The 23,555-nt window shown below is 65.1% G+C and carries 20 protein-coding genes; 13 read left to right on the plus strand and 7 right to left on the minus strand.

The genetic code is table 11. From position 1 onward, the window contains the following. The first annotated feature begins 252 nt into the window (after positions 1-252). A complete protein-coding gene (locus ACIBK2_RS25010) occupies positions 253-1,581 on the plus strand; it encodes a family 1 glycosylhydrolase (protein WP_396970310.1) in 1,329 nt (442 codons plus the stop codon). Beyond that, the gene (locus tag ACIBK2_RS25015) at positions 1,578-1,790 is read left to right on the plus strand and encodes a hypothetical protein (protein WP_396970312.1); all 213 of its coding nucleotides are present in this window, start codon (positions 1,578-1,580) and stop codon (positions 1,788-1,790) included. Before ACIBK2_RS25010 ends, ACIBK2_RS25015 begins: the two co-directional genes overlap by 4 nt. A 14-nt stretch (positions 1,791-1,804) precedes the next feature. On the opposite strand, the gene ACIBK2_RS25020 is transcribed toward ACIBK2_RS25015, so the two are convergent. Continuing rightward, on the minus strand, positions 1,805-2,509 hold the full coding sequence (locus ACIBK2_RS25020) for a TetR/AcrR family transcriptional regulator (protein WP_396970313.1): 705 nt from the start codon (positions 2,507-2,509) through the stop codon (positions 1,805-1,807). A gap of 233 nt (positions 2,510-2,742) precedes the next feature. Between ACIBK2_RS25020 and ACIBK2_RS25025 the strand changes: the two genes are divergently transcribed. The 5 genes from ACIBK2_RS25025 (at position 2,743) to ACIBK2_RS25045 (ending at position 7,040) form a co-directional block, all read left to right on the plus strand. Next, positions 2,743-4,464 carry a GMC oxidoreductase gene (locus ACIBK2_RS25025; protein ID WP_396970315.1) on the plus strand — a complete coding sequence of 574 codons (1,722 nt, stop codon included), beginning with the start codon at positions 2,743-2,745 and terminating at the stop codon, positions 4,462-4,464. Between the two features lie 305 nt (positions 4,465-4,769). Beyond that, positions 4,770-5,534: a hypothetical protein gene (locus ACIBK2_RS25030; protein ID WP_396970317.1), complete on the plus strand. Its 765-nt coding sequence runs from the start codon at positions 4,770-4,772 to the stop codon at positions 5,532-5,534. 215 nt (positions 5,535-5,749) lie between these two features. After that, positions 5,750-5,986: a hypothetical protein gene (locus ACIBK2_RS25035; protein WP_396970319.1), complete on the plus strand. Its 237-nt coding sequence runs from the start codon at positions 5,750-5,752 to the stop codon at positions 5,984-5,986. A gap of 63 nt (positions 5,987-6,049) precedes the next feature. After that, positions 6,050-6,655: a DUF6058 family natural product biosynthesis protein gene (locus ACIBK2_RS25040; protein WP_396970321.1), complete on the plus strand. Its 606-nt coding sequence runs from the start codon at positions 6,050-6,052 to the stop codon at positions 6,653-6,655. 82 nt (positions 6,656-6,737) lie between these two features. Then, entirely contained in the window at positions 6,738-7,040 is a 303-nt protein-coding gene (locus tag ACIBK2_RS25045; RefSeq protein WP_396970323.1) for a hypothetical protein, read from the plus strand. Positions 7,041-7,092: 52 nt separating this feature from the next. Here ACIBK2_RS25045 and ACIBK2_RS25050 read toward each other — a convergent pair whose 3' ends face one another. Both ACIBK2_RS25050 and ACIBK2_RS25055 read right to left on the minus strand, forming a co-directional pair. After that, positions 7,093-7,785, minus strand: a complete 693-nt coding sequence (locus tag ACIBK2_RS25050) for an aquaporin (RefSeq protein ID WP_396970324.1) — start codon at positions 7,783-7,785, stop codon at positions 7,093-7,095. A 45-nt stretch (positions 7,786-7,830) separates the two neighbouring features. Further along, positions 7,831-8,058, minus strand: coding sequence for a hypothetical protein (locus tag ACIBK2_RS25055; protein ID WP_396970325.1), 228 nt, complete (start codon positions 8,056-8,058; stop codon positions 7,831-7,833). A 227-nt stretch (positions 8,059-8,285) separates the two neighbouring features. On the opposite strand from ACIBK2_RS25055, the gene ACIBK2_RS25060 reads away from it, so the two are divergent. After that, positions 8,286-9,857, plus strand: coding sequence for a S10 family peptidase (locus tag ACIBK2_RS25060; RefSeq protein ID WP_396970327.1), 1,572 nt, complete (start codon positions 8,286-8,288; stop codon positions 9,855-9,857). A 2-nt stretch (positions 9,858-9,859) separates the two neighbouring features. On the opposite strand, the gene ACIBK2_RS25065 is transcribed toward ACIBK2_RS25060, so the two are convergent. Continuing rightward, a complete protein-coding gene (locus ACIBK2_RS25065) occupies positions 9,860-10,768 on the minus strand; it encodes a helix-turn-helix transcriptional regulator (RefSeq protein WP_396970329.1) in 909 nt (302 codons plus the stop codon). 137 nt (positions 10,769-10,905) lie between these two features. Here ACIBK2_RS25065 and ACIBK2_RS25070 point away from each other — a divergent pair, with 137 nt between their 5' ends. Continuing rightward, on the plus strand, positions 10,906-12,150 hold the full coding sequence (locus ACIBK2_RS25070) for a glycosyltransferase 87 family protein (protein ID WP_396970331.1): 1,245 nt from the start codon (positions 10,906-10,908) through the stop codon (positions 12,148-12,150). A 113-nt stretch (positions 12,151-12,263) separates the two neighbouring features. On the opposite strand, the gene car is transcribed toward ACIBK2_RS25070, so the two are convergent. Continuing rightward, positions 12,264-15,770 (minus strand): carboxylic acid reductase, encoded by a 3,507-nt coding sequence (gene car / locus ACIBK2_RS25075; protein ID WP_396970333.1) that lies wholly within the window; start codon positions 15,768-15,770, stop codon positions 12,264-12,266. A 245-nt stretch (positions 15,771-16,015) separates the two neighbouring features. On the opposite strand from car, the gene ACIBK2_RS25080 reads away from it, so the two are divergent. The 4 genes from ACIBK2_RS25080 to ACIBK2_RS25095 all read left to right on the plus strand — a co-directional run bounded on the left by ACIBK2_RS25080 (position 16,016) and on the right by ACIBK2_RS25095 (position 21,426). Next, entirely contained in the window at positions 16,016-17,467 is a 1,452-nt protein-coding gene (locus tag ACIBK2_RS25080; protein ID WP_396970335.1) for an MFS transporter, read from the plus strand. Positions 17,468-17,619: 152 nt separating this feature from the next. Further along, on the plus strand, positions 17,620-19,032 hold the full coding sequence (locus ACIBK2_RS25085; protein WP_396970337.1) for a PLP-dependent cysteine synthase family protein: 1,413 nt from the start codon (positions 17,620-17,622) through the stop codon (positions 19,030-19,032). Then, positions 19,008-20,045, plus strand: coding sequence for an LLM class flavin-dependent oxidoreductase (locus tag ACIBK2_RS25090; protein WP_396970339.1), 1,038 nt, complete (start codon positions 19,008-19,010; stop codon positions 20,043-20,045). The genes ACIBK2_RS25085 and ACIBK2_RS25090 overlap by 25 nt, the downstream gene beginning before the upstream one ends. Before the next feature lie 16 nt (positions 20,046-20,061). Continuing rightward, complete coding sequence (locus ACIBK2_RS25095) at positions 20,062-21,426, plus strand: NtaA/DmoA family FMN-dependent monooxygenase (RefSeq protein ID WP_396970341.1); 1,365 nt, start codon at positions 20,062-20,064, stop codon at positions 21,424-21,426. Positions 21,427-21,822: 396 nt separating this feature from the next. Here the strand turns inward: ACIBK2_RS25095 and ACIBK2_RS25100 are convergent, their stop codons facing one another. After that, positions 21,823-22,308, minus strand: a complete 486-nt coding sequence (locus ACIBK2_RS25100; protein WP_396970342.1) for a glutathione peroxidase — start codon at positions 22,306-22,308, stop codon at positions 21,823-21,825. Continuing rightward, positions 22,305-23,531, minus strand: coding sequence for a cytochrome P450 (locus tag ACIBK2_RS25105; protein WP_396970344.1), 1,227 nt, complete (start codon positions 23,529-23,531; stop codon positions 22,305-22,307). Before ACIBK2_RS25105 ends, ACIBK2_RS25100 begins: the two co-directional genes overlap by 4 nt. Positions 23,532-23,555 lie beyond the last annotated feature (24 nt).

Below are 23,555 nucleotides of genomic sequence, written 5' to 3' on the forward strand. Positions count from 1 at the left end.
TATCTACTTTGATACCTTCCACTGGGCCTCGGACGATCTCCACCACAGAACCTGATGACTCCGGAACCTGTAGTCCCCCAACAGAACTCCCTACCGGATTGCGACAACTCCCCTACCCCCACTCATAGGGCTCAGCTGCCCGACTCCTCCCCCCAACTCTCCGTACCGCAACAGATCCACCTGAAACGGACATACGACCAGTTACGCTGTCCCCCAGGTCCATGGCCCGGTTATCCCTTGAACAGGAGTCCGATGCGATCACAGCGCCGCCGTCACGTGTTGCTCACCCTCGCGGCCACTACCGCCGCGCTGGTCGTCGGCAGCACAGCCACCGCCGCGGCACGTCCGGAACCTCCCGCTCAGGTCGCGCCCCTCGGCCCAGACTTCCTCTGGGGTGTCGCCGCGTCCGGATACCAGTCGGAAGGCCATGCGCCCGACAGCAATTGGTCTCGCTACGTGGCAGCCGGGAAAACCACTGACCCCTACGGCGATTCGATCGACTTCTTCACCCGATACCGCTCGGACATCGCGCTGGCCGCCCAACTCGGCGTCAAGGTCTATCGAATCGGCCTCGAGTGGGCGCGAATCCAGCCGCGGCCCGGCGAGTGGGATGAGAACGGACTCCGCTTCTACGACGATGTCATCGCCGCGATCACCGCGGCGGGCATGCAACCGATGCTCACCATCGACCACTGGGTATACCCCGGCTGGGAGGTCGACCGCGGCGGCTGGCGCAACGCGGGCATCGTCGACGACTGGCTCGCCAACGCCCGCACCATCGTCGATCGCTACGCCCCGGCCAATCCCCTGTGGGTCACCTTCAACGAACCGACCTTCTACATCGTCAACGAGCTGCAGAAGGGTGGCATCTCGCCCATCGACGTACCCGCCATGCACGACCGAATCGCCCAGGCGCACAACAGCATCTACGACTACATCCACACCGTGCAGCCCAGCGCACTGGTCACCAGCAACGTCGCCTACATCCCCACCGGCGAGGACCTCCTCAACAAACCCCTCATCGACAAGATCCGCACCCGACTCGACTACATCGGCATCGACTACTACTACGGACTCTCCCCCGAATCCCTCCTGGCGGGCCCGCCCGACCTCGAAAGGCTGTGGACCCAACCACTTCAGCCGGAGGGCATCTACTACGCACTACAGCACTACGCCCGCCAGTTCCCCGAAAAACCGCTCTACATAGTCGAAAACGGCATGCCCACCGAAAACGGCGCACCCCGAGCCGACGGCTACACCCGCGCCGACAACCTCCGCGACACCATCTACTGGCTGCAACGCGCCAAGTCCGACGGCATGAACGTCATCGGCTACAACTACTGGAGCCTCACCGACAACTACGAATGGGGTTCCTACACCCCACGTTTCGGCCTCTACACGGTCGACGTCCTGACCGACCCAACCCTCACCCGCAAACCCACCGACGCCGTCCCCGCCTACACCGCCCTCACCCAGGCCGGCGGCGTCTCCCCCACCTACCGCCCCACCCGGGCCCCCCAACCCTGCTCCTTCGTAGACGCCGCAGCCAGCTGCCTCGACCCCGTCACCCTCCCCCGATGACCAGCCCCCACCCCGAAACCCCCAGCCCCACAGCAATCCTGCAACGCTGGCAAGCCTCCGGCGCCATCTGGCGCATCCTCTCCCGCACCCCCGACCACGTCACCATCGCCCTCTACGAATGCACCGGCGGCCAAGAAGTAGACCGCCTCACCTCCAACGACCCAGCCCTCCTCCGCTTCGTCGGCGATCGGTTCAGCAGCGAAGACTGACCGCAGCCGCACGGTCAGGGATTCGGTCGGTAGCCGAGCATGTCGAGTAGGGCGTCGAGTTGGAGTTCGAAGAGTTCGGCGCGGTCGGCGAAGGTTTCTGCGCCGTACATGTCGAAGACGTCGGCGCTTACTGCGCCGAAGAGGCTGGCCCAGAACGTAACTCCGCGGATGATGAGCCAGTCGGGGATGTCGAGGTGGAGGTCGTTGCGGATTTGGGCGAAATCCGTTGCTAGAGGCGATGATAGGCGCGGGACCAACGCGGGGACGTGCAGTATATCTGATTGGTAGGCGCGGGCAAAGAGGGATTGCAGGGCGATGATTACTCGGGTGCCGGGGGCCATGGTTTGGTCGGCGGGGGCGTCGTAGCCGGGGACCGGGGTGCCGAAAAGCAGGCCGTAGCGGGCGGGTTCGGCGATGGCCCAGCGGCGGATGGTGCGGGCGAGGATGCGGATTTGTTCGATCGGGTCGTCGGATGCTTCGGCGAGGGCGGTGTCGACCTCGTCGCCGAGTGCGTTGTAGCCGTCTACGACGAGCAGGGTGAGTAGTTCGTCGCGGCTGCTGACGTAGCGGTAGACGGCCGAGGAGACGACGCCGAGGTCGCGGGCGACCGCGCGCAGCGAGAGGGCCGCGGCACCGTCGGTGGCCAGATGTTCGCGGCCGATGCGGACTATGTCGGTCATGGTCTGGGCCCTCGCTCGGGCGCGCGGCGTCGTCGGCATGCCTTCACGGTGCAATATTCAGAGAGCGTTGTCAACAACAGAGAGCACTGCTCTTGAAGGGAGATCCCGCCGCGCCGAATCAGAGCGCTGCCGTCGGCGCGTGCGAACAGCAGTCCTGAGCACGGAAAGCGGGTGGCGTCGGCACAAGAACGCGCCACCTGCCCTGGTTCGGCGCACAACCTACTGAGTAGTAGTGTTACTCGAGTCACTGGCGACCTATCGAGGAGTTTCCTATGGACCAGAGAGCAACGGATTTCGACGTTCTCATCGTCGGTTCTGGGTTCGGTGGCAGCGTCACCGCGCTGCGTTTGGTCGAGAAGGGCTACAAGGTAGGCGTCCTCGAGGCGGGCCAGCGGTTCGCCGACGACGAACTGCCCAAGACCAGCTGGGAGCTGAAGAAGTTCCTCTGGGCGCCCAAGCTCGGCTGCTATGGCATCCAGCGCATCCACCTGCTGCGCGATGTCCTCATCCTCGGCGGTGCGGGCGTCGGCGGCGGATCGCTGAACTACGCCAACACGCTGTATGTGCCGCCGGAGCCGTTCTTCCTCGACGCGCAGTGGCGCGACATCACCGACTGGCAGACCGAGCTCGCGCCGTACTACGAGCGCGCCCAGAAGATGCTCGGCGTGGTGCGCAACCCGCACATGACCCCGGCCGACGAGGTGTTCAAGCAGGTCGCCGACGACCTCGGTGTCGGCGACACCTTCGTGCAGACTCCGGTCGGCGTGTTCTTCGGTGAACCGGGAAAGACCGTGGCGGACCCGTACTTCGGCGGCGTCGGGCCCGAGCGCACCGGGTGCGTCGAATGCGGTGACTGCATGGTCGGCTGCAAGTTCGGCGCCAAGAACACGCTCGTGAAGAACTACCTCTACCTCGCGGAAAAGGCCGGGGCCCAAGTCATTCCGATGACGACGGTCACCGATCTGCGTCCGCATCCGGACGGCACCTGGGACGTGTCCACCGCGCGCACCGGCGCCTGGGTACGCAAGCAGCCCAAGACCTACACCGCGGCGAACGTCGTGCTCGCGGCAGGCACCCGGGGCACTCAGCAGCTGCTGTTCGCCATGAAGGACAAGGGCGCGCTGCCGGAGCTCTCGGATCGGCTCGGCCAGCTGACCCGCACCAACTCCGAATCGATCGTCGGTGCCGCGACCAAGAAGGTCACGCCCGGTGTCGATTTCACCAAGGGCGTGGCGATCACCTCGTCCATCCACCCCACCCCGGACACGCACATCGAGCCGGTCCGCTACGGCAAGGGCTCCAACGCCATGGGTCTGCTGCAGACGCTGATGGTGGACGGCGGCGGTCGCATTCCGCGCTGGCTGCGCTTCCTCGGCCTCGTGCTGCGCCATCCGATGAACCTTTTCAGCTTCCTGAGCACCAAGGACTGGAGCGAGCGCACCATCATCTCGCTGGTCATGCAGCACCTGGACAATTCGATCACCACCTACACCAAGCGCGGACTGTTCGGCCGCAAGCTGACCAGCAAACAGGGCCACGGCGAACCGAATCCGACCTGGATCCCGATGGGCAACGAGGTCACCCGGCGGGTGGCCGCCAAGATCGGCGGCATCGCGGGCGGCAGCTGGGGCGAGATCTTCAACATCCCGCTCACCGCCCACTTCCTCGGCGGCGCGGTGATCGGCGCGGACCCCGAGCACGGCGTAATCGACGGCTACCATCGCGTTTTCGGCTATCCGACGCTCAGCGTCGTCGACGGCGCGGCAGTCTCGGCCAACCTCGGCGTGAACCCGTCGCTCACCATCACCGCCCAGGCCGAACGCGCCGCCGCCTACTGGCCGAACAAGGGCGAGGTCGACTCCCGGCCTCCGCTCGGCGTCGCGTATCAGCAGATCGCCCCGGTCGCACCGGTCACCCCCGTGGTGCCCGCGAATGCGCCTGCCGCCCTGGTGCTTCCGATCGTGCAGATCACGAAGACACCCGCCGCGGGCTGACTCGGCCGTTGTGTCCCACCGGTGACCGACAGAGTCGCGTACTCATCTGTCGCGAAATCGTGGTGCCCCATCCGGGCGATGATCGTCGGTTGCGCCTGCCCTCGGCACGACGCAACCGACGCGGCGAAGCCTGCCGCGCTCTTCTGGTCGAAATCTGACGAAGAACCGGTTCACCAGGGATAACGGCTCGCAGGAAACCGAACAGGTAGACGGCACAGCGTCTCGCGGTCTGTCACTGCCAGGCCATCCGCGCGAAACATGGTCAGATAGATAGCCGAACAGTGCACACCGAACCTGGAGGATCCATGGTCGTAAGTTCACGCGTTCCCCTGTATGCCACGCTGGCTGTCAGCCTTGGTATGGCGATTCCAGCCCCAGTCATCGCGCTCGCCGACCCACCGGCCACGCCGGCGCTCTGTTCGGAGCAGCAGGAGAGCGACGCCGATAAAAACGCGGACACTGCTGCCATAGCGAAGTGCGCGCGGTTGCGTACCCAGAGTGCAGAAAATCGACGGGCGAGTGTCCCGGTCCCCGAAGATCCGGAAAAAATCACAAACCCGACTAAAACGAATATTGGAACTTCGCCGGCAGTCCGAGAAGGGCTTTTCGGAGTGCCTGAAGATAATCCCGATCCGGACAGCGTCGCCGGCTATAAGAAGGCAGCGATCCGCGCGGCGTACTACACGTGCTTCTACACAGCTCGAGAAGGGGGTGCTCTGTACTTCAATCCTGCTGCGGTGCAATCGCTGTCCGAAGAAGACAAGAAGGATTCGCAACTAGCGAACTTCATGATCCGGAAGGCTGGCGGCGGCCACGGCAAAGATACGCACAATGACGACGACCTCAAACCGGAATTGTTGACTGCTAAGACGGCGGCTCTCACCGCCGAGGCCAGTGCCAAGTTCCTCGCGGGCGAGGGCGCAGAGCCGAAGAGTATGCCGGATTCGGCAGAGCTGGAAGATATGGAGAGTGTGGCCGTACCAGGCGATAACTTGCGGAATCGCGTAGCTGCAGACAAAGCTGAGGCAAAAGCGGTAGAGGCCGCAAAAGCCGCTGGCTGGATCAAATAAGACGAATTCCGTTACGAACGTCTCTCTCGTGCCGATCGCCACGGGAGAGACGTCCAGCTATCCAGCCACCGGGCCGCACACGCGACGCGAACCGGACTGGTGCGGTCCTGCGACGAGAGGTTCGTCAGCGCGTTGCCAGCGGACTGGCTGAACGTCGTCAGCCGTTGTGCAGCGGATCTCCTGTTCGGCGGCTCCCACCGGCCTAGAGTCAGACAATGGCTACGCCGTTCTTCCTTATTCTGCTGGCGGTTTCGCTGCTCTTTGTCGTGCTGAGTGTTCTCGGCGTCTGGTCGCTGCGTACGTCGCTAGGTACCAGGTGGCGCAGAACACCGGATCCGCAGGGAGCCGAGCGGACTCGATCCAGCGTGTTGACCTCGCCGGTGTGGAACGTTGTCGGCGTGCTCGCCGGCGTTGTGGGCACCATCGTGCCCATCATCGGCCTGCTCAAATAGTCCAGCAGATACCATGCCGGGCAGGCAGCGGGACGGTCCCGTATGGGTGACGAAGGGCGAGGCATGTCGGAGGTCGACCTGAGGCGGCAAGTCGCCGAACGGTTTCGCGAGGTCAACGGCGATCATCCGATGACGAACGCCGACGATGCCTACGTCAGCACACAGTTCGTGACGCTGGACGAACTGTGTGCGGCCAAGCGCCTCGATGCCGACGAGACTCGCCAGCTGATGGTAAACCGACGCCTGCCGCTACCGGGATACCTGCGCTCCGACGGTGCCGAGATGGTGCCCCGCGACCTGTTCGCCCTGGCCGACGCGGCAGGCGGCATCGACCGGCTCGAAGCCTGGTTCACCGCCCGCTGGGAAGACCCGGACGTCGGTGCGCAGGAATGGAATTCCTACCTCAGCGGCCAGTACGTCTGCCTGCACGAGGTCAGGCCCACCACAATCCAACGCAAGGACTACCTGACGTCCGCGATCAACGCAGCGCCGAGCGCCCCAGACGCCGGCTCGCCCCACTGGCACGAACGCTTGCACACCCTGATCGACGAACTCGACATCCTAGAACCCGCATTCACCGCATACGACCGCCTCCGCTTCAACGGCCCAACATCCCGCGACACCTACATCGACGAGATGCGCACCCGCTTCCCACGCCTCGACCCGTAAGTCAGCTCAACCTGCGGCGGACGGGATTCGAACCGCGCCCCGACGTCGGCAATGCGGATTGATCCGAACTGGAGGGCATGACATGCGCGACATAGAGTTCGAGAACGCCCGGGTGCTGGACACGGTACAAGCGATGTGTGGAGGGATTTCACGCAATATGCGTGCCATCGCGATCCAGGGAAACCGAGATCGCCTAACGCTGTTCTTTTCTGTGTATGAGGACAACGACGTGCTGCGCGAGGATATTCGGGAGATCGAGGACGAGATCTACGCGCTGCAGTCCGATTCTTCGTTGACCGTGGAGTATCACGTCTACGTGGGTGCGCCAGACCTTCGGTGGCCGGGGTATCCATCTCGGCGCGTGTACATGGCAAAGTCTGAATGATGCACGGCTGAGGGCACTTTCGAACCGCAGCGCAGGATCCAGCGTCCGTCGGCTAGGCGTCGGCCGGGTTGAGTATCCGGAATACCAGGCCTGCTGCGGCGGCGGCCAGTAGCTCGGGGATCAGGTAGAGCAGGGTTGATGTGCCGAAGATGCCCATTGTCAGGCCGCCGAGGAGTACGGCTGGGTTGAATGCGGCGCCGGAGATGCCGCCTACCGCGATGGCTCCGGATGCGACGGTGAAGCCGATGGCCAGGCCGTAGAAGGAGTTGTTGGGGTGGTCGGCGCTGGTTGCTACGTTGAGGACGACGTAGGCGAGGGCGAAGGTGAAGAGGAGTTCGGCGATGAGGGCATCGGTCAGGAGGTGGCCCGATGGGCTCAATGCTCGAGCCGAGGGGACGCCGACGACGATGCGGACGACCACTGCCGCTATCAGTCCGGCGGCTAGCTGGGTGAGCCAATAGCCAACGGCGGCAAGAGGTTTGATTCGGCCGCGGACCAGGGCTGCCAAGGTGACCGCCGGGTTGTAGTGCGCGCCGGAGATGTGGCCGCCTGCGTAGACCATGACCATGAGGACCGCGCCGATTGCCAGTGGTGCGAGGGAACTTCCACTGTGTACTGCCGCGCCGACGGTGAAGACGAGGAAGAACGTGCCGATACCTTCGACGATGAGCTTGCGGGCGATATTCCAACCGGGTGTGTCGAGGGCCTTGGGTGCGGCCGTCTTATCCGGAGCTGAGGTTGTCATAGTTCTGTCTCCATTTTTCAACCATCGATTGCTGTTCTTCAGCAACTACGTGCTCGTGTCGGCGGTGGCTGAGCGCAGTTCCCGGGCACGCGCAAGGGCGGCGATACGGTCGTGTCGACGTAGCCGCGCATCGGGATCCAGGCAGATCTGCTCGCAGTAGTCCGAGACGGCCTGCGTCACGATCGGCAACGGATGCCCGCACACCCAGAAGGCCCGGGCTTCGGCGTCGTAGGCGAGGGGAAATCGACAAACGCACGGGGTGTCCGATGCCATGGCTGATCCGATCATGGTCCGCGCACGGTGTCGGCAGACACCGCCTGACTGTTGAAACGTATTGCCCGCCAGGATGGTTCAGCCTGGAAACGTATTCGCGGCATGGTTGCCGACACGGCGAGAATCTGCGGCAGAGCGGGCGTTCCGCCACACGGAACGGACCGCATCCGGCGGCGGGCACCCTTGTATCGTTGGTAGCAAGCTGTCCACCCTTGGGGAGGGTTACGATGCGCATTCACTCCGTTTCCGACGACGGTTCGACCACACCAGCCGATGGCGGTGATCAGGCGTTCTTCGATCCGGTCGGGTACGGCAACGGCCCGGATGACAACGTCACCGACACCGCGGAAAGCGCGGCCGTCACCCATCACACGATCACCATCGACGGCACCGAGATCCCGTATACGGCGACGGCGGGTCATCTCGTCACGGTCGATCCGAGCAGCTCGCAGCCGAACGCGAAAATGTTCTATGTCGCGTTCACCAAGGATGCACAGCAAGAGGAGACGCGACCGGTCACGTTCTTCTACAACGGCGGTCCGGGTTCCTCGGCGGTGTTCGTGCTGCTCGGTTCGTTCGCGCCGCGGCGGATCAAGACCAAGATGCCCGACTTCACGCCGCCCGCACCGTATTCCATGGAGGACAATCCCGATAGTCTCATCGACACAAGCGATTTGGTATTCGTCAATCCTGTCGGCACGGGTTACTCGGCAGCCGTTGCACCACACAAGAATCGGGAGTTCTGGGGCGTCGATCAGGACGCGGAGTCGCTGAAGCAGTTCATCAAGCGTTACCTGACGAAGAACAGCCGCTGGAACTCGCCGAAATTCCTGTTCGGCGAATCATATGGCACCGCACGCAGTTGCGTCCTCGCCTACCGACTGCACGAGGACGGCGTCGATCTGAACGGCATCACCCTGCTGTCGTCGATCCTCGACTACCGGCAGTCGGGTAACCCGATCGGCCTGCTGCCGACGGCCGCCGCCGACGCCTGGTACCACAAACGGCTCGGCATCACCCCGCCGCCCGCCGACCTGGCCACCTTCATGGCCGAGGTCGAGGAGTTCGCCCTCGGCGACTACCTCGCTGCGCTGCAAGCGTTTCCGAAGTTCGATCCGGCCGTGCTCGACAAGCTCGCGGCGTACACCGGCATCGACAAAATCGTGCTGACCTCATGGAGCCTCTACATCGGCTGGCCGTTCTTGACGACCCTGCTGCAGGATCGCAACCGCGCGCTCGGCGCGTACGACGGCCGGGTGACGGGGATCGATTCCGGTATCGCGGGCAAGGTCGACCCGAACTCCGGCGGCAACGATCCGACCATGGCGGCCGTCTCCGGCGTCTACACCGCGATGTGGAATTGGTACCTCGAAGAACAGTTGAAATTCACGTCGGACTCGGCCTTCACCGACCTGAATGACCAGGTATTCCTCAGCTGGGATTTCAGCCACGTCGACCCGACCGGCGCGAAGCAGGGACCCGACTCTTTCTACACGGCAGGCGATTTGGCCGCGTTGATGGCGATCAACGTCGACTTGAAAGTCCTGTCGGCCAACGGCTACTACGACTTCGTCACGCCGCAGTATCAGACGGTCCTCGACTTGCAGCAGATGCCGCTCGACGATCCGACGGTCCGGCAGAACCTGTCGATCCGTTTCTACCAGTCAGGTCACATGGTGTACCTGGACGGAAATTCCCGCACCGCGCTCAAACAAGACCTTGTCCACCTGTACGACGTCGTGACCAGCGACGAGGCAGCGATGAGCCGCATCCTCACCCTGTGGAAGAGCAAGGGCTGAGCTCACACCGCGGCAGGCACCTGGTGATACAGCCGCCGGTGCTCGTCCCAGGGCTCGCGCTGCTCCTCCGGACTCATCGCGAGCAGCAGTCGCAGTTGGGCCCATTGGGTTTCGTCGGTCGGGGTGTAGATCTGCACCCAGGCGCCGGCGACGACGGGCAACGACATACTGGTGATGAACATTTCCAGCTCGCCGATGGCCAGGTGGCGGATCTGCTTGATCCGGTTCGACGGGACCGCGACGTCGTTGCGCGCCCACAGCGCGGCGAAGTCGGCACTCTCGGAGCACATTTCCTCGATGAACTCCTGCCAGCTCGGGTCGTCGAGGTTCTTCGCGTAGGCGCTGCGCAGGTAGGCGACCATGCGGCGCAGGTCGTCCCGGCCGCTCCGGTAGGTGTTGCAGCAGGGTGGCGTGAGGAACACCCGCCGCGCGACATTGCGCTCACCCGCCAGGAAACCCGGGCACAGGGCCGCATAGGACTCGTTGAACGCCAGCACGTCATATCGCGCGCTCAACACCGCCGCGGGCAGTGGCGCCAGATGATCGAGGATGGTCTGCATCTCCGCGGGCAGGGCGGTGCTCGAGTGCGGGCTCGGCACGGTGGGAACATCGGCGAGCCGATAGAGATGACTGCGCTCGGCATCGTCGAGCGCGAGCGTCCTGGCCACCGCCTCGAGCACCTGCACGCTGACGTTGATCTGGCGGCCCTGCTCGAGCCAGGTGTACCAGGTGACCCCGATGCCGGACAGCTGCGCGACCTCCTCGCGCCGCAGCCCGGGCGTGCGGCGGCGCGGGCCGGGTGGCAGCCCGACGTCGTCCGGCGAGATCTTGGCTCGCCGCGACTTCAGGAAGGTTCCCAGCTCCGCGCGACGCGCTTTGCGCACCGCTCGGACGTCCAGCACATCGGTCATCACCTGATCGTGCCCGAAATCACTAGCGGTATCCAGGTGCTGCTAGTACCCGTTTTACGGCGACGATCCGCCATTCGAACGCGACCCGAACCTTCGGGGCGTGCTCCGGCTCGAGTTATTCGGTAAGTTGATCACTTGTGCCCAAGTCCCGGATGTTGGAGTTTCCACGCTCGGGCCCAACGCTTTTCATACTGGCCGCAAGTGCCGCCCTGGCGGTGATCCTGCTGTTCACCACGGTCGACCCATGGCTGGACCGGGCAGGCATCCTGGACGGCGGGCTGGACGTGCACGTGTATCGGGACGGTGCCTGGCGCATCCTGCACGGACAGCCGCTCTATACCGAGCCGACCATCGCTGGGCTCTTGTACACCTACACCCCCTTCTCGACGATCGCCTTCATCCCCATCGTGGCGATTCCGTGGTTGTGGGTCGCCGACACCTGGCTGGTGTTGAACCTGCTCGTGCTCTGCGGCTGCGTGCTGTTGAGCTGGCGCATCCTCGGGTACCGGATCAACGCCCAACTCACCGCGGTCAGCGCGTTGTTGGCGATCACCTGCGGGTTCATCGAACCCGTCCGCACCACGCTGTTCTACGGGCAGATCAACCTGATGCTGATGTTCCTGGTGCTGTGGGACTTCTCCCGCTCCGATCGCAGCAAGTTGCGCGGGATCGGTGTCGGACTGGCCGCGGGCATCAAGCTCGTCCCGGCCTACTTCGTCGTGCAGTTCCTGGTGTTGCGCCAATGGCGGTCGGCCTGCACCGCGGTGGCGGCCTTCGTCGCGTCGATCGTGCTCGCCTGGATCGTGCTGCCCGCAGACTCCAGGCAGTACTGGACTTCGACGTTCTTCCAGTCCAATCGGATCGCCGACGACATGCATCCGTCGAACCAATCGATCCGCGGCGCGATCGCGCACCTCACGCACCACCCCGCGCCGGTGTGGCTGTGGCTGCTCATCGCGGGTTCTGTCACGCTGGTGAGCCTGGCGATCACTGCGGGTCTGTTCCGGCGCGGCGAACGGCTGCTCGCGGTGACGCTGGCAGGTCTCACCGCCTGTGCGGTGTCTCCGTTTTCCTGGGATCACCACTGGGTGTGGTTTGTTCCGCTGTTCGTCTATCTGGTGCACAAGGCGCAATCCCGGTGGGGTTGGTGGCTCGTCGCCGCAGCACTTTTCGCATCGATCGGCGCGTGGACGTGGGAGTACGACCCGAATTATGTGGTCGTCGGGCTGTTCCTGTTCCCGCCGTGGTGGCCGGGTGCGCAGATCCTGATCAATAGTTTCGTCATCGTGTACGCCATCGTGCTCATCAGCTCAGGACTGGTCCTGCTTCGACTCCACCGCCAAGGTGCCGAAGTCCGCGACGAGGTGTGCGCACCGGCATGACCGTGCTGCCGGAAGCCATGCTCGAGGCGTTCGCGGCAGTCTGATCGGACGGATACGACAGCGGCGAGACGGACCATGCCCGTCTCGCCGCTTCTGTTGTCCTACTGAAGGAATCAGAGCAGGTGTAGGAGTTCCAGGTCGCTGACGTACTTGTCGATCAGTGTCTCCGTCAAGTGCGGAATGTCCTTGTCCGCGCCGATGTTCGCGGCTTGCACGGCCGCTTGGAACTTCTTGGCGGGCAGGACGGAACCGCGGACGGCGGGGGCTTGGCGGCGGTAGGCGTCGAGCAGTGGAAGGACCGAAGCCTGGCGCTGCTTCTCGGGCAGACCGCGGATTGCCGTCTCGAAACGGGTGAACCAGTCTTCGTAGTCGGCGATGCGCTGGATCGGCCGGCCGGATTCGATGAGCCAGTCGACGAACTCGTCCAGGGAAATGCCGTCGTCGTGCGGGTTGAGCACGTCGTAGGTCTGGAAGCCGTCGGTAGCTTGGATGCCGAGGGTGGTGATCGCCTCGGCGGTGAAATCGGCGGGCAGACCGTCGTAGTGGGCCCGCTGACGGTTTCCGTCGGCATCGGTTCGGTAGAACGAAGACGGCGCGATGCCGGTGGCGACGAGGCTGAGGATCAGCCGGGTGAAGACATCGGCCACGTTGAGCTGGCCTGCGTAACGACGGTCGGCGAGGATCATGTCCGAACGGAACACCGCGACCGGCAGTCCGCACAGATCGTGTGCTTCCCGCAGCAGAACCTCGCCCGCCCACTTGCTGTTGCCGTAGCCGTTGGCATAACCCTCGCGCACGGCCCGCACCGCACTCATCTCGCGGATGTCGCTGTCCTCCTGGAACGCCGCGGGCTCGACCTGATCGGCCACCCCGACGGTGGACAGGTAGGTGACAGGCTTGCGCCGCGAGGTGATCGCCAGGCGGATGATTTCGGCGGTACCAACGACATTCGGGCCGAACATCTGGCGATACGGCAGCACGTGATTGACCAGCGCGGCCGGATGGATGATCAGGTCGACGGTTTCGGCCAGCCGCTGCCAGGTCGGTTCGTCCAGCCCGAGATCCGGGTCGCCGATGTCACCCGCGAGCACCTCGAGGTTCCGGGCGGCCAGCTCCTGATAGTGCGTGACGAGTTTCGGATCGCCGCTGTCGAATGCCGCATCGAGCCGCTTGCGGGCCGCCGCCGCGTCACTGCCGCGCACGATGCAGATCAGCTTGCCGCCCGACTTGTCCAGTCGCTCCAGCCATTCCAGGCACAGGAAGCGGCCGAGGTAGCCGTTCGCGCCGGTCAGCAGGACCGTCTGTGCGGGGACCGTGGCGTCCGGAATCGTGTCGGCGGCCGCCAGGGTTCGGGCATCGATGAACTTGTCCAGCGTGAGATCGGCGGCAAGGATCTGCGACCCACCACCGTGCACCGAGGTGAAGGTGGGCCGCTTCGCGCCCGAATCACGTTCCGTCTCGATGTATTTCGCGATCTCCCGGAGGTTGTTCGCCGGGCTGATGATGACACTCACCGGCACCTCGACGCCGAAGGTCTCGTTGAGCAGGTTCGAAAACGACAGCGCCGACAGCGAATCGCCGCCCAGATCGGTGAAGTGCGCGTCGGGGCGCAACTCGGTGGACGCGATGCCGAGCAAGGCTCGGGCCGCATGACCGACCGTCTCGAGCACCGGACGTCGACCGGCTTCCCGGCGCAGCTCCAGCATCTCGTCGCTCTGCCGCGCGTCGTGATCGGTGTAGATCTGCTCGAGCCGCTCCCCGTAGCGTTCCTTCAGCTTGGGGCGCAACAACTTCGCGATACCGGAGAGCAGACCGTTCTCCATCGTGAAATGTTCTGTCTCGATGAGGAATTCGCGGGGCACCTCGTAGGACTGCAGGTCCGCATCCTTGGCCAGCTGCTGCATCGACTCGGCCAGCGCCGATTTCAAGGCGTCGGTGTCATAGTCACGTAGCGCGGCGTCGGTGGGCACGATCACCGCGACCAGGTAGGAGCGTTCGCTGTTGCCGTAGATGTATATCTGCCGGATCAACGGGCTGGTGGCGTACACCGCCTCGAGGTGGGCGACGGTCACGAACTCGCCCTGCGACAGCTTGAGCACGTTGTTGCGACGATCGACGTACACCACCTCATCGGGCCCGAGCTCGGCCACGATGTCCCCGGTCTTGTAGAAGCCATCCTCGTCGAAGATCTCCGCGGTGACCTCGGGTCGCTTGTAGTACCCGGGAATCTGGGTCGTCGCCTTGACCAGCAGCTCGCCACGCGGATGCGGCTGATCGGTGCGGAAGTAACCGAGCTCGGGCACATCGACGAGCTTGTAATCGGTGATGGGCGGCCGCTGGATCCGGTTGTCCATGATGATGCCCGCACCCGCCTCGGTCGAGCCGTACCCATCGTGCAGTTGCACGTCGAGCACGGACTCCATGAACGCTCGCATCTCCGCGGACAGCGGCGCGCTGCCGACAATCGCCGCCAGGAGGCGTCCGCCCAGGAAGTTCTGCCGCAGTTCGGTTTTCACCTCGTCATCGAGCGCCGCGGTGTCCACTCCGGGCACCGAGCGCCGGTCCATCTCACTGCGATAGCGCTGAAAGGTCATGTCGCACAGGCGCGGCACGAAGAATATCTCGATGGGCCGCACCAGCGCGATGTCCTCGAACAGCGTCGACATGTCGCTCTTCGCCGCGAAATACGCGGTGCCGCCGCGGGCGAGCACGCCGATCATCGACAGGCGTCCGGCGATGTGACTCATCGGCATGTAGTTGACGTTGATGCCGACCCCGACGGCCATGCCTTGCCACATCACCCGGGTCAGCCGCTCGGTGTACATCGCGCCCTTCGGCGTGCCCGTGCTGCCCGAGGTGTAGATGAGCAGCGAGAGCGGGTCGTCATCCTCGGCGGGGACGAACAGCGGCGCCTGCGGCTGTGCGCTGCCGCGTTCGAGTACGTCGTCGAGCGTTTCGACGATCACCGAACTGTCCGCGTCGGCCAGGCGCCGCCGGGCGTCGTCGAGTGCGGCGCGCTGCGCGTCGTCTTCGGGGTGGTAGTCGAACACGAGTAGTCGCTCCGGCGAGGTGCCCGCGAGCAGGCAGTCGACGGCCGCCTCGAGGTAGTCCGGCGTAGCGGCCAGCAGTCGTGGCGCGGTCTCGGTGAGGATCGCGGTCAGCTGGGATACCGCAGCGCTGGCCTGCAACGGCACGGTGACCGCGCCGAGGTGCACGGTGGCCAGATCGAGCGTCGTGTAGTCGATGCTGGTGAAGCCGAGCAGCGCGATGAAATCACCAGGGCGCAAAGGCTTTTCGGACGCTCGCTGCCACGCCGTGGAGACCGCGCCGACCCGCTGCCACAGTTCGCCATAGGTGATGGTCTCGAGCGTGTGCAGCAACCGCACCGACTTGGTGCCGGTCGCGTCATCGGTAGCCAGTTCGAAGGCACGCTGCCCGAGGGCGGGACGGTCGGCATAGCCCTGCATCACCGTGTCGATGACCTGCGCCACCCGCAATCCGGGTTCTCGCGCCGCCGCGGAGACCGCATCCAGCGGCAGCGCCGCCTTGACCTGTTCATCGTCGGCGAACAACTGCGCGATACGACTCTTCAGCCGCTCGTCCCGTGTATCTACCGCCATGGCAAATCTCCCTCGCTGAGAAAGTTAGAAACGCCCTGCAACTTTTCAAACAGGTTAGCCTGCCTAAGTATTTCGGGAAAGGGCGTGCTCTAGCGACGAAAATGGTGGTATCCGCCACACCTGACAGGAATAATATGCCGTATAGCGGACATTCCTCACGTTCCGCACGCACTTATCCAGGTGTTGCCGGTACCAGTTTTAATGGGCTCCTGTTACTGGTGTCGGACGGCCCGCAAGATCAGTGCATGACGCAGATCTTGTCGCCGGATTCGGCAGCCGCACAGCCGGTTACCGCGCCCCCGGCAGCTCCACCCGCCGCGTACGGTGCGCGGCGCACCCTTGCCATCCTCGCAGTGATTCTCACCGGTCAGTTCATGGCCGTGCTCGACGCCTCCATCGTCAATGTCGCGATTCCCTCGATTCGCAGTTCCCTGCACACCTCCGGCGCGGCTTTGCAGCTGATCGTGGCCGGTTACGTGATCGCCTATGCCGTTTTGCTGGTGACCGGCGCCCGGCTCGGCGACCGATTCAGTCAGCGCCGGATGTTCATCGCCGGTCTGGCGCTGTTCACCCTCGCCTCGCTGGTCTGCGGGCTGGCCTGGAACGAAATATCGCTCATCGTGTTCCGCTTCGCCCAGGGGGTCGGCGCGGCGGCGATGGTGCCGCAGATCATGACGCTCATCCAGCGCAACTTCACCGGAAACGCGCGGGCGAAGGCGCTCAGCGTGTACTCCGCGATCATCTCCGGCGGCATGGTCGCCGGGCAGGTGCTCGGCGGGCTCATCGTCAGCGCCGACGTCGGCGGCAGCAGCTGGCGCGGGGTGTTCCTGGTCAATGTGCCGATCGGTCTCGCGCTGCTGGTGGTCGCGCCACGGGTGCTGCCCAAGGTGCCCCAGCGGTTCGACCGCAAGCTCGACCTGGCCGGGCTCAGCATGCTCACCGCGGCGGTACTGGCGCTGGTGCTTCCGCTGGTGCTCGGCCGGGAGCTGAACTGGCCGGTGTGGTCCTGGATTTCGTTGGGCGCCTGCGTGATCGCCTTCGCAGCGTTCATCGGGATCGAGCGGGCGGTCGCGGCGCGCGACGGTGAGCCGTTGTTCTCGCACCGGGTGCTCGCCGCGCCGGGACTGCTGCTCACCGCGGCGACCCTGTTCGTGGTGATGGCGACGTTCGGTGGCTGGATGTTCGTGATGGCCATCCATCTGCAGAGCACGCTCGGTTACAGCGCGCTGCATGCCGGGCTGATGTTCATCCCGTTGGGCGTGACGTTCGCGATCGCGGGCATGAACTGGGAGCGCATCCCACATCGGTTCCACGCCAAGATGATTCCGCTCGGACTGGTGCTGGCCGCGGCGAGCATGGTCGCGATCGGTGCGCTGCTGCGCAACGGTGCCGACGTCGGCCCGCTCGCACTGGTGCTGCTCGCGCTCTGCGGTGTCGGCAACGGGCTCGCGTTCAGCCCGCTGATGACGCGGACACTGGCCAAGGTGCCGATGAGTCTGGCGGCGGACGCCAGCGGGATCCTGGTGACGAATGTGCAGCTCGGCATCGTGGTCGGTATCGCCTCGTTCGGCACGCTGTTCCTCGGTTTGGCGGGTAGTACGGCGCTGTCCGCGTCGCACGCGCTGGGCGGCACCGCCATCGCGGAAGGGGTGACAGTGCTGGTCGCGGCGGGTCTGTCGGCCCGCGCGGCGCGATAGCACGCACGACACCGATCCCGGGTCACCTGGTGGCCCGGGATCAGTGCTGTGTGGAGGGCTTCGAATCAGCGCGACGCAAACCGTCGCGCCCGCCCGCAGCGGACCGCATGCTGAGGAGGGCTGCTTCGCCAGTCGGACAGAAAGGTGTCGAGATGCCAGTCGGGCGAACCGGTCTCGTTGCCGCGCCGCAAGTCTTCGAGTCCGTGGTCGACGCGATCGGGCACACGCCGCTGGTTCGGCTGAATCGGGTGACGGCGGCCGGTGGTGCCGCGGTGTACGCGAAGCTCGAATCCACCAATCCCGGTGGCAGCGTGAAGGATCGGATCGCGTTGTCGATGGTGCGGGCGGCCGAGGCGAGCGGTGAGTTGCGGCCCGGGGGCACGATTGTCGAAGGGACGTCGGGCAATACCGGGATCGGGCTTGCGTTGGTCGCGGCGGGGCTGGGGTATCGGACCGTGGTTGTGGTGCCGGACAAGACGAGTCGGGAGAAGATCGCGATTCTGCGGGCGTTGGGGGCGGAGGTTCGGGTGACGCCGGGTGGTCGTCCCACTCACCACCCTGAGCATGTGCGCAATCTCGCGGCGCGGATCGCGGCGGAGACGCCCGGCGGGTGGCTCGCCGGTCAGTACGACAATCCGGCGAATCCTGAGGCGCACTATCGCACGACCGGTCCGGAGATCTGGAAGCAGACCGGTGGGCGGGTCACGCATTTCGTGGCGGGTATCGGTACCGGCGGGACGGTGAGTGGCACGGGGCGTTATCTCAGTGAGGTGTCGGAGGGTCGCGTGCAGGTTATCGGCGCGGATCCGGAGCATTCGGTGTACGGCGGTGGGGACGGGCGGGCGTACTACATCGAGGCGGTCGGCCACTTCCGGCATCCGGAGACCGTCGAGGACGAATGGCCGCAGTCGTATGACCCGGAGGTGTTGTCGCGGATCGAAAGGGTCGGCGATGCAGAGGCTTTCGCGGTGATCGCGCGGTTGGCGCGGGAGGAAGGGCTGCTCGTCGGCGGGTCGGCCGGGGTTTCCGTGGCGGCGGCGCTGCGAGTGGCCGCCGAGCTGTCGCCGGATGACGTGGTGGTGGTGATCGTGCCGGATTCCGGGCGTTCCTATCTGAGTAAGTATTTCGATGAGGACTGGGTCGGCAGGCTCGGTTTCGACGTCGGGGCTCCGGCTGCCGAGACAGTCGGGGCCGAGAGCTGGTCCGGCACTGTTGGATTCGTTCCGTCGACGGCGACTGTCGCCGAGGCACTCGAAATACTCGGCGACGCAGCTGCTCTGCCTGTCGTTCTCGCGCGGCCCGGCTCGACCGAAGTAGTCGTCGCCGAGATTCTTGGTGCCGCAGTGCTGTCCACGTTGACAGCGGCACCACAGGGTGACCTGGTCACCGCGCACCTCGATCCCCCTCTCCCCGTCGTAGGTATCCGCGAAACTCGCACCGCCGCGGCCGCTCGACTGGCCGACGACCCACGGCCCGTTCTCCTCGCCGACAACGGCGTCATCACCGCAATTCTCGATCGCAGCATGGAAGAAGGTGTCGAATGGGCGTTTTCGCGCTCGGCATAGAACTCGACGGCGAAGGCTTCCATCCGGAGGCCTGGCGCCGCGCCACCCACACGCCGGACCGTCTGCTCACCGGCGACACCCTGCGCACCCGGGTCGCCACGGCCGAGAACGCGGGCTTCACGCTCGTCACTTTCGCCGACTCCATCCTGCCGCCGGAGTCGGTGGCCGGTCGCATCGACGCGGTTACCCGCGCCTCGTTCGTCGCGGCGACCACCAGCACCATCGGCCTGGTCCCTACGGTCGCCACCACCTACGCCGAGCCGTTCCACACCTCCTCGCAGATCGCGACGCTCGACTATGCGTCGCGCGGTAGGGCCGGGTGGATTGCCGAACGGATCGACGACCCGCGAGTCGCGGCGACCTGGGGGCGTACGCAGGTCACCGGTGACGAACTTGCCAGGGAGCAAAGCGATTCCATCGAGGTGGCTCGCCGCCTCTGGGACTCGTGGGAGGACGACGCGGTGATCCGCGACTACCCCAACGGGCGGTTCCTGGACCGGAACAAACTGCACTACATCGACTTTCGTGGCGACTCCTTCTCGGTGAAGGGCCCGTCGATCGTGCCGCGCCCGCCACAGGGGCAGCCGGTGGTGTTCGGCGCCGACGGTGACGTCGATGTCCGGCTCGTCGCGGCCGACTCGGTGGCCGCCGCTATCGAATCGGCCGAACGTGCGGGAGCGCCCTTGGCTTTCGCCGAAATCGACGTCACGCTGGACACACCCGGCGCGACGGCCGTCGAACGACTCGGCGCAGCACCCTCGAATTCCCCTGCTCGCCTCGCCTTTTCCGGATCCGCGACAGAGCTCGTCGATCTATTGACCCACCTCAGCACCCATCTGGACGGCGTGCGCCTGCACCCCGCCGTCATCGACGAGGACCTGCCGGTGCTCGCCCGTGAGGTACTGCCCGCGCTGCTGCGCACCGGCGTCGCACATCGCCCGGTGCCGGGTTCGACCTTGCGCGCGAACCTCGGCCTGGCCCGCCCCGCCGATCGCTACGCCGCGTCGAACTGACCGATAGGAGCCTGACATGACAAATGATCCACGTCCGGACGCGCAGGTCCACTTCGGTGTGTTCTTCCAGGGCGTCAACCACACCACCATCTGGTCCGATCCGAGCAGCGGCTCACAGATCGACTTCGAGACGTTCCGCCACGTCGCGCAGACTGCCGAGCGCGGGCTGTTCGACGCGTTCTTCCTCGGCGAGGGCCTGCGGTTGCGCGAGCAGGACGGCAAGATCCTCGAACTCGACATCGCGGGCCGGCCCGATGCGATCGCGCAACTCGCCGCGTTGGCAGGCATCACCCGGCACATCGGCCTGGTCGCCACCCAGAACACCACCTACAACGAGCCCGCCGACCTGGCCCGCCGCCTGAGCGGCCTGGACCTGATCTCCGGCGGCCGGGCCGGGTGGAACGCGGTTACCACCGACAACGCCTGGACCGGTGAAAATTTCCGCCGCGGTGGCTATTTGGATCATGCCCTGCGCTACGAGCGGGCCGGTGAGTTTCTCGCCACCGCCCGCGCGATCTGGGATTCCTGGCGCGACGGCGCCATCGCCACCTCGCAGCAGAGCCCGTCCTGGGCCAGTGCGGACGCGGTCCGTCCGGTCGAAAGATCCAACGACCACTTCCAGGTCCAGATCACGCCGACGCTCCCCCGCAGCGCCCAGGGACATCCAGTCATCTTCCAAGCCGGTGACTCGCCGACCGGCCGTGATTTCGCCGCGGCCAACGCCGACGTCATCTTCTCCAGGCACGGAACACATTTCGACGACGCCCTCGCCTTCGCCAACGACATCCGCGCCCGCCTGCGCGCCGCGGGGCGACCCGAGGACGACATCAAGATCCTCCCGGGTACTCAGATCGTGTTGGCGGAGAAGGAATCCGAGGTCGAAGAGAAGGTCCGCTGGGTCAAGAACGGCCAATACACCGGCCAGACCGCCCTTTCCCTGGCCGGCCAGGTGTGGGGCCGCGACCTGTCCCACCTCGACCCCGACGGCCCTCTCCCGAAGGAAGACCCCGAACTCCGCCCCATCTCCGAAACCCGCGGCTCACCCCGCCACGGCCAGGACCCGCAATCCATCGCCCGCGAATGGCGCGCCCGCGCCGAAGCCGAAAACCTCTCGCTCCGCGAAACAGTCATCGCCACCACCGAACGCTCCGGCTTCGCAGGCACCCCCGCCCAGGTAGCCGACGAACTGGCCCGCTGGGTCCGCCAGGGCGCGGTAGACGGCTTCAACATCTCCCCCTACCTCATCCCCACCGGCCTGGACGAAATCGTCGACTGGCTGGTCCCCGAACTCCAAGAACGAGGCGTCTACCGCACCGAATACACCGGCACCACCCTCCGCCACCACCTAGGCCTCCGAGCCCCCCTCACCCACCGCCCCTAACCCACCCGTCGCCCCCGACCCGCACCCACCACAAAAATCCGCACCGTCACTCGGGATTAGCACCGACTCTAGGGCCCTATTCCGAGTGCAGATCCCGAGTGACAGTGCAGATTTCGCCGACAGCGGCTATACGCGCACTGTTGGTCATGAGACTTCACGTCCGCGGAAGAAACGCGTTCCGAGCGCTTTGGACCAGAGAGGGGTGGTCGGGTGGCGGTCTGGGAGGGGTTTTCCACGGACCTCGAAACGCCACATCACCCCAAGCGCCCACTTGACGTAGGAAGCGTGCTCCTGACGTAGGTTGCAGCATGCGTCAAGAAGACGGTTCTTACGTTAAGTCGATGGCTGGACATGGTTCGAGGCCCGTCCGGGGGGGACGGGCCTCGAATTGTGGAGTCAGAGCAGGGATTCGATGGCTGTGACTAGGGCTGCTGCGTCGGGGGTGATGGTGGGGCGGAAGCGGGCGGCTACCTTGCCGTCGCGGTCGATGAGGAACTTCTCGAAGTTCCACTGGACGTCGCCTGCGGTGCCGTCGGCGTCGGGGGTTTCGGTCAGGGTTTCATACAAGGGGTGCTTGTTTTCGCCGTTGACGTCGGTCTTCTCCAGGAGGGGGAAGTCGACGCCGTAGGTGGTTGAGCAGAATTCCTGGATTTCCTCGGCGGTGCCGGGTTCCTGGCCCATGAACTGGTTGCTCGGGACGCCGACCACGCTGAAACCGCGGGGGCCGTAGGACTTCTGCAATTCGACTAGGCCGGTGTACTGCGGGGTCAGGCCGCATTTGGAGGCCACGTTGACCAGCAGCACTACCTTGTCGCCAACCAGCTCGGACAGCGTCGCGGATTCGCCGCTCAGTGTCTGTAGCGGTACGTCTCGAAGATTCATTCGTATCGGACCTGCCAATTCTTGATTCCGTTGATCCACCCCGATCGCAACCGTACCGGATCGGCCACCTGAGTGATCTTGGGCATGGCGTCGGCGATGGCGTTGAACATGAGGTCGATTTCGAGGCGGGCCAGGTTCGCGCCGACGCAGTAGTGCGCGCCGGTGCCGCCGAAACCTACATGCGGATTGGGGTCACGCAGGATGTCGAAGGTGAACGGATCGGCGAACGCGTCCTCGTCGAAGTTGGCCGAACCGTAGAACAGGCCGACTCGCTCACCCTGCCGGATCGGCGTGCCACCGATCACGGTATCGGCGGTGGCGGTGCGCTGGAATGCGGTCACCGGCGTGGCCCACCGGACGATCTCATCGGGCGCGGTGCGCGGGCGCTGCTGCTGATACAGCTCCCACTGCTCCGGATTGTCCACGAAAGCCTTCATGCCGTGCGTGATGGCATTGCGTGTTGTTTCGTTGCCCGCGACCGAAAGCAGGATGACGAAGAAACCGAATTCGTCCGACCCGAGCGACTCGCCGTCGACATCCGCGTGCACGAGCTCGGACACGATATCCCCGGCCGGCGCACCGCGCCGCTGCTCGGCCATGTTCCAGGCATAGCCGAGGATTTCGGCGGAGGCGAGCGCGGGATCACCGTAGTCCGGGTCGTCGTAGCTGAGCATCTGATTCGACCAGTCGAACAGCTTGCGCCGGTCGGCCTGCGGCACGCCGATCAGCTCGGCGATCGCCTGCAGCGGCAACTCACAGGCGACCTGTTCGACGAAGTTTCCGCCGCCCGATTTTTTCGCTTCGTGCACAATGGCATGCGCGCGTTCGGTCAATGCCACGCGCAATCCTTCCACCGCGCGCGGCGTGAACCCCTTCGTGATGATCTTGCGGAATTTGGAGTGCTTCGGTGGGTCCATGTTCACCAGCAGCACGCTCGCCGCCGCCGACTGCTCCGGCGTGGTGGCGTCGGACGGCCGGATGATCGAGCCTTTCCGCTCGGACGAGAACAGCTCCGAGTTGCGCGAGATCTCCTTGACGTCGTCGAGTGTGCTCACCACCCAGTAGCCGCCGTCGCGGAACCCGCCGGAGTGGTCATCGGCCTGCGGGTTCCACCAGACCGGCGCGGTCCGGCGCAGCATCGCGAATTCCTCGATGGGCCTTCGCGTCTCCCAGAGCGCCGGATCGGTGAAGTCGAATCCGGCCGGCAACGACGGTGTCGCCACGGCTACCTCCTCAGGTGGGTACTG

This window comes from Nocardia sp. NPDC050175 (genome assembly GCF_044459885.1).
GTDB lineage: Bacteria > Actinomycetota > Actinomycetes > Mycobacteriales > Mycobacteriaceae > Nocardia.

Bases quoted from the DNA above. Each gene is read 5' to 3' on its own strand.
- ACIBK2_RS25010 (WP_396970310.1), top strand. From the start codon at position 253: ATGCGATCACAGCGCCGCCGTCACGTGTTGCTCACCCTCGCGGCCACT.
- ACIBK2_RS25015 (WP_396970312.1), top strand. From the start codon at position 1,578: ATGACCAGCCCCCACCCCGAAACCCCCAGCCCCACAGCAATCCTGCAA.
- ACIBK2_RS25020 (WP_396970313.1), bottom strand. From the start codon at position 2,509: ATGCCGACGACGCCGCGCGCCCGAGCGAGGGCCCAGACCATGACCGAC.
- ACIBK2_RS25025 (WP_396970315.1), top strand. From the start codon at position 2,743: ATGGACCAGAGAGCAACGGATTTCGACGTTCTCATCGTCGGTTCTGGG.
- ACIBK2_RS25030 (WP_396970317.1), top strand. From the start codon at position 4,770: ATGGTCGTAAGTTCACGCGTTCCCCTGTATGCCACGCTGGCTGTCAGC.
- ACIBK2_RS25035 (WP_396970319.1), top strand. From the start codon at position 5,750: ATGGCTACGCCGTTCTTCCTTATTCTGCTGGCGGTTTCGCTGCTCTTT.
- ACIBK2_RS25040 (WP_396970321.1), top strand. From the start codon at position 6,050: ATGTCGGAGGTCGACCTGAGGCGGCAAGTCGCCGAACGGTTTCGCGAG.
- ACIBK2_RS25045 (WP_396970323.1), top strand. From the start codon at position 6,738: ATGCGCGACATAGAGTTCGAGAACGCCCGGGTGCTGGACACGGTACAA.
- ACIBK2_RS25050 (WP_396970324.1), bottom strand. From the start codon at position 7,785: ATGACAACCTCAGCTCCGGATAAGACGGCCGCACCCAAGGCCCTCGAC.
- ACIBK2_RS25055 (WP_396970325.1), bottom strand. From the start codon at position 8,058: ATGGCATCGGACACCCCGTGCGTTTGTCGATTTCCCCTCGCCTACGAC.
- ACIBK2_RS25060 (WP_396970327.1), top strand. From the start codon at position 8,286: ATGCGCATTCACTCCGTTTCCGACGACGGTTCGACCACACCAGCCGAT.
- ACIBK2_RS25065 (WP_396970329.1), bottom strand. From the start codon at position 10,768: ATGACCGATGTGCTGGACGTCCGAGCGGTGCGCAAAGCGCGTCGCGCG.
- car (WP_396970333.1), bottom strand. From the start codon at position 15,770: ATGGCGGTAGATACACGGGACGAGCGGCTGAAGAGTCGTATCGCGCAG.
- ACIBK2_RS25080 (WP_396970335.1), top strand. From the start codon at position 16,016: ATGACGCAGATCTTGTCGCCGGATTCGGCAGCCGCACAGCCGGTTACC.
- ACIBK2_RS25085 (WP_396970337.1), top strand. From the start codon at position 17,620: ATGCCAGTCGGGCGAACCGGTCTCGTTGCCGCGCCGCAAGTCTTCGAG.
- ACIBK2_RS25090 (WP_396970339.1), top strand. From the start codon at position 19,008: ATGGGCGTTTTCGCGCTCGGCATAGAACTCGACGGCGAAGGCTTCCAT.
- ACIBK2_RS25095 (WP_396970341.1), top strand. From the start codon at position 20,062: ATGACAAATGATCCACGTCCGGACGCGCAGGTCCACTTCGGTGTGTTC.
- ACIBK2_RS25100 (WP_396970342.1), bottom strand. From the start codon at position 22,308: ATGAATCTTCGAGACGTACCGCTACAGACACTGAGCGGCGAATCCGCG.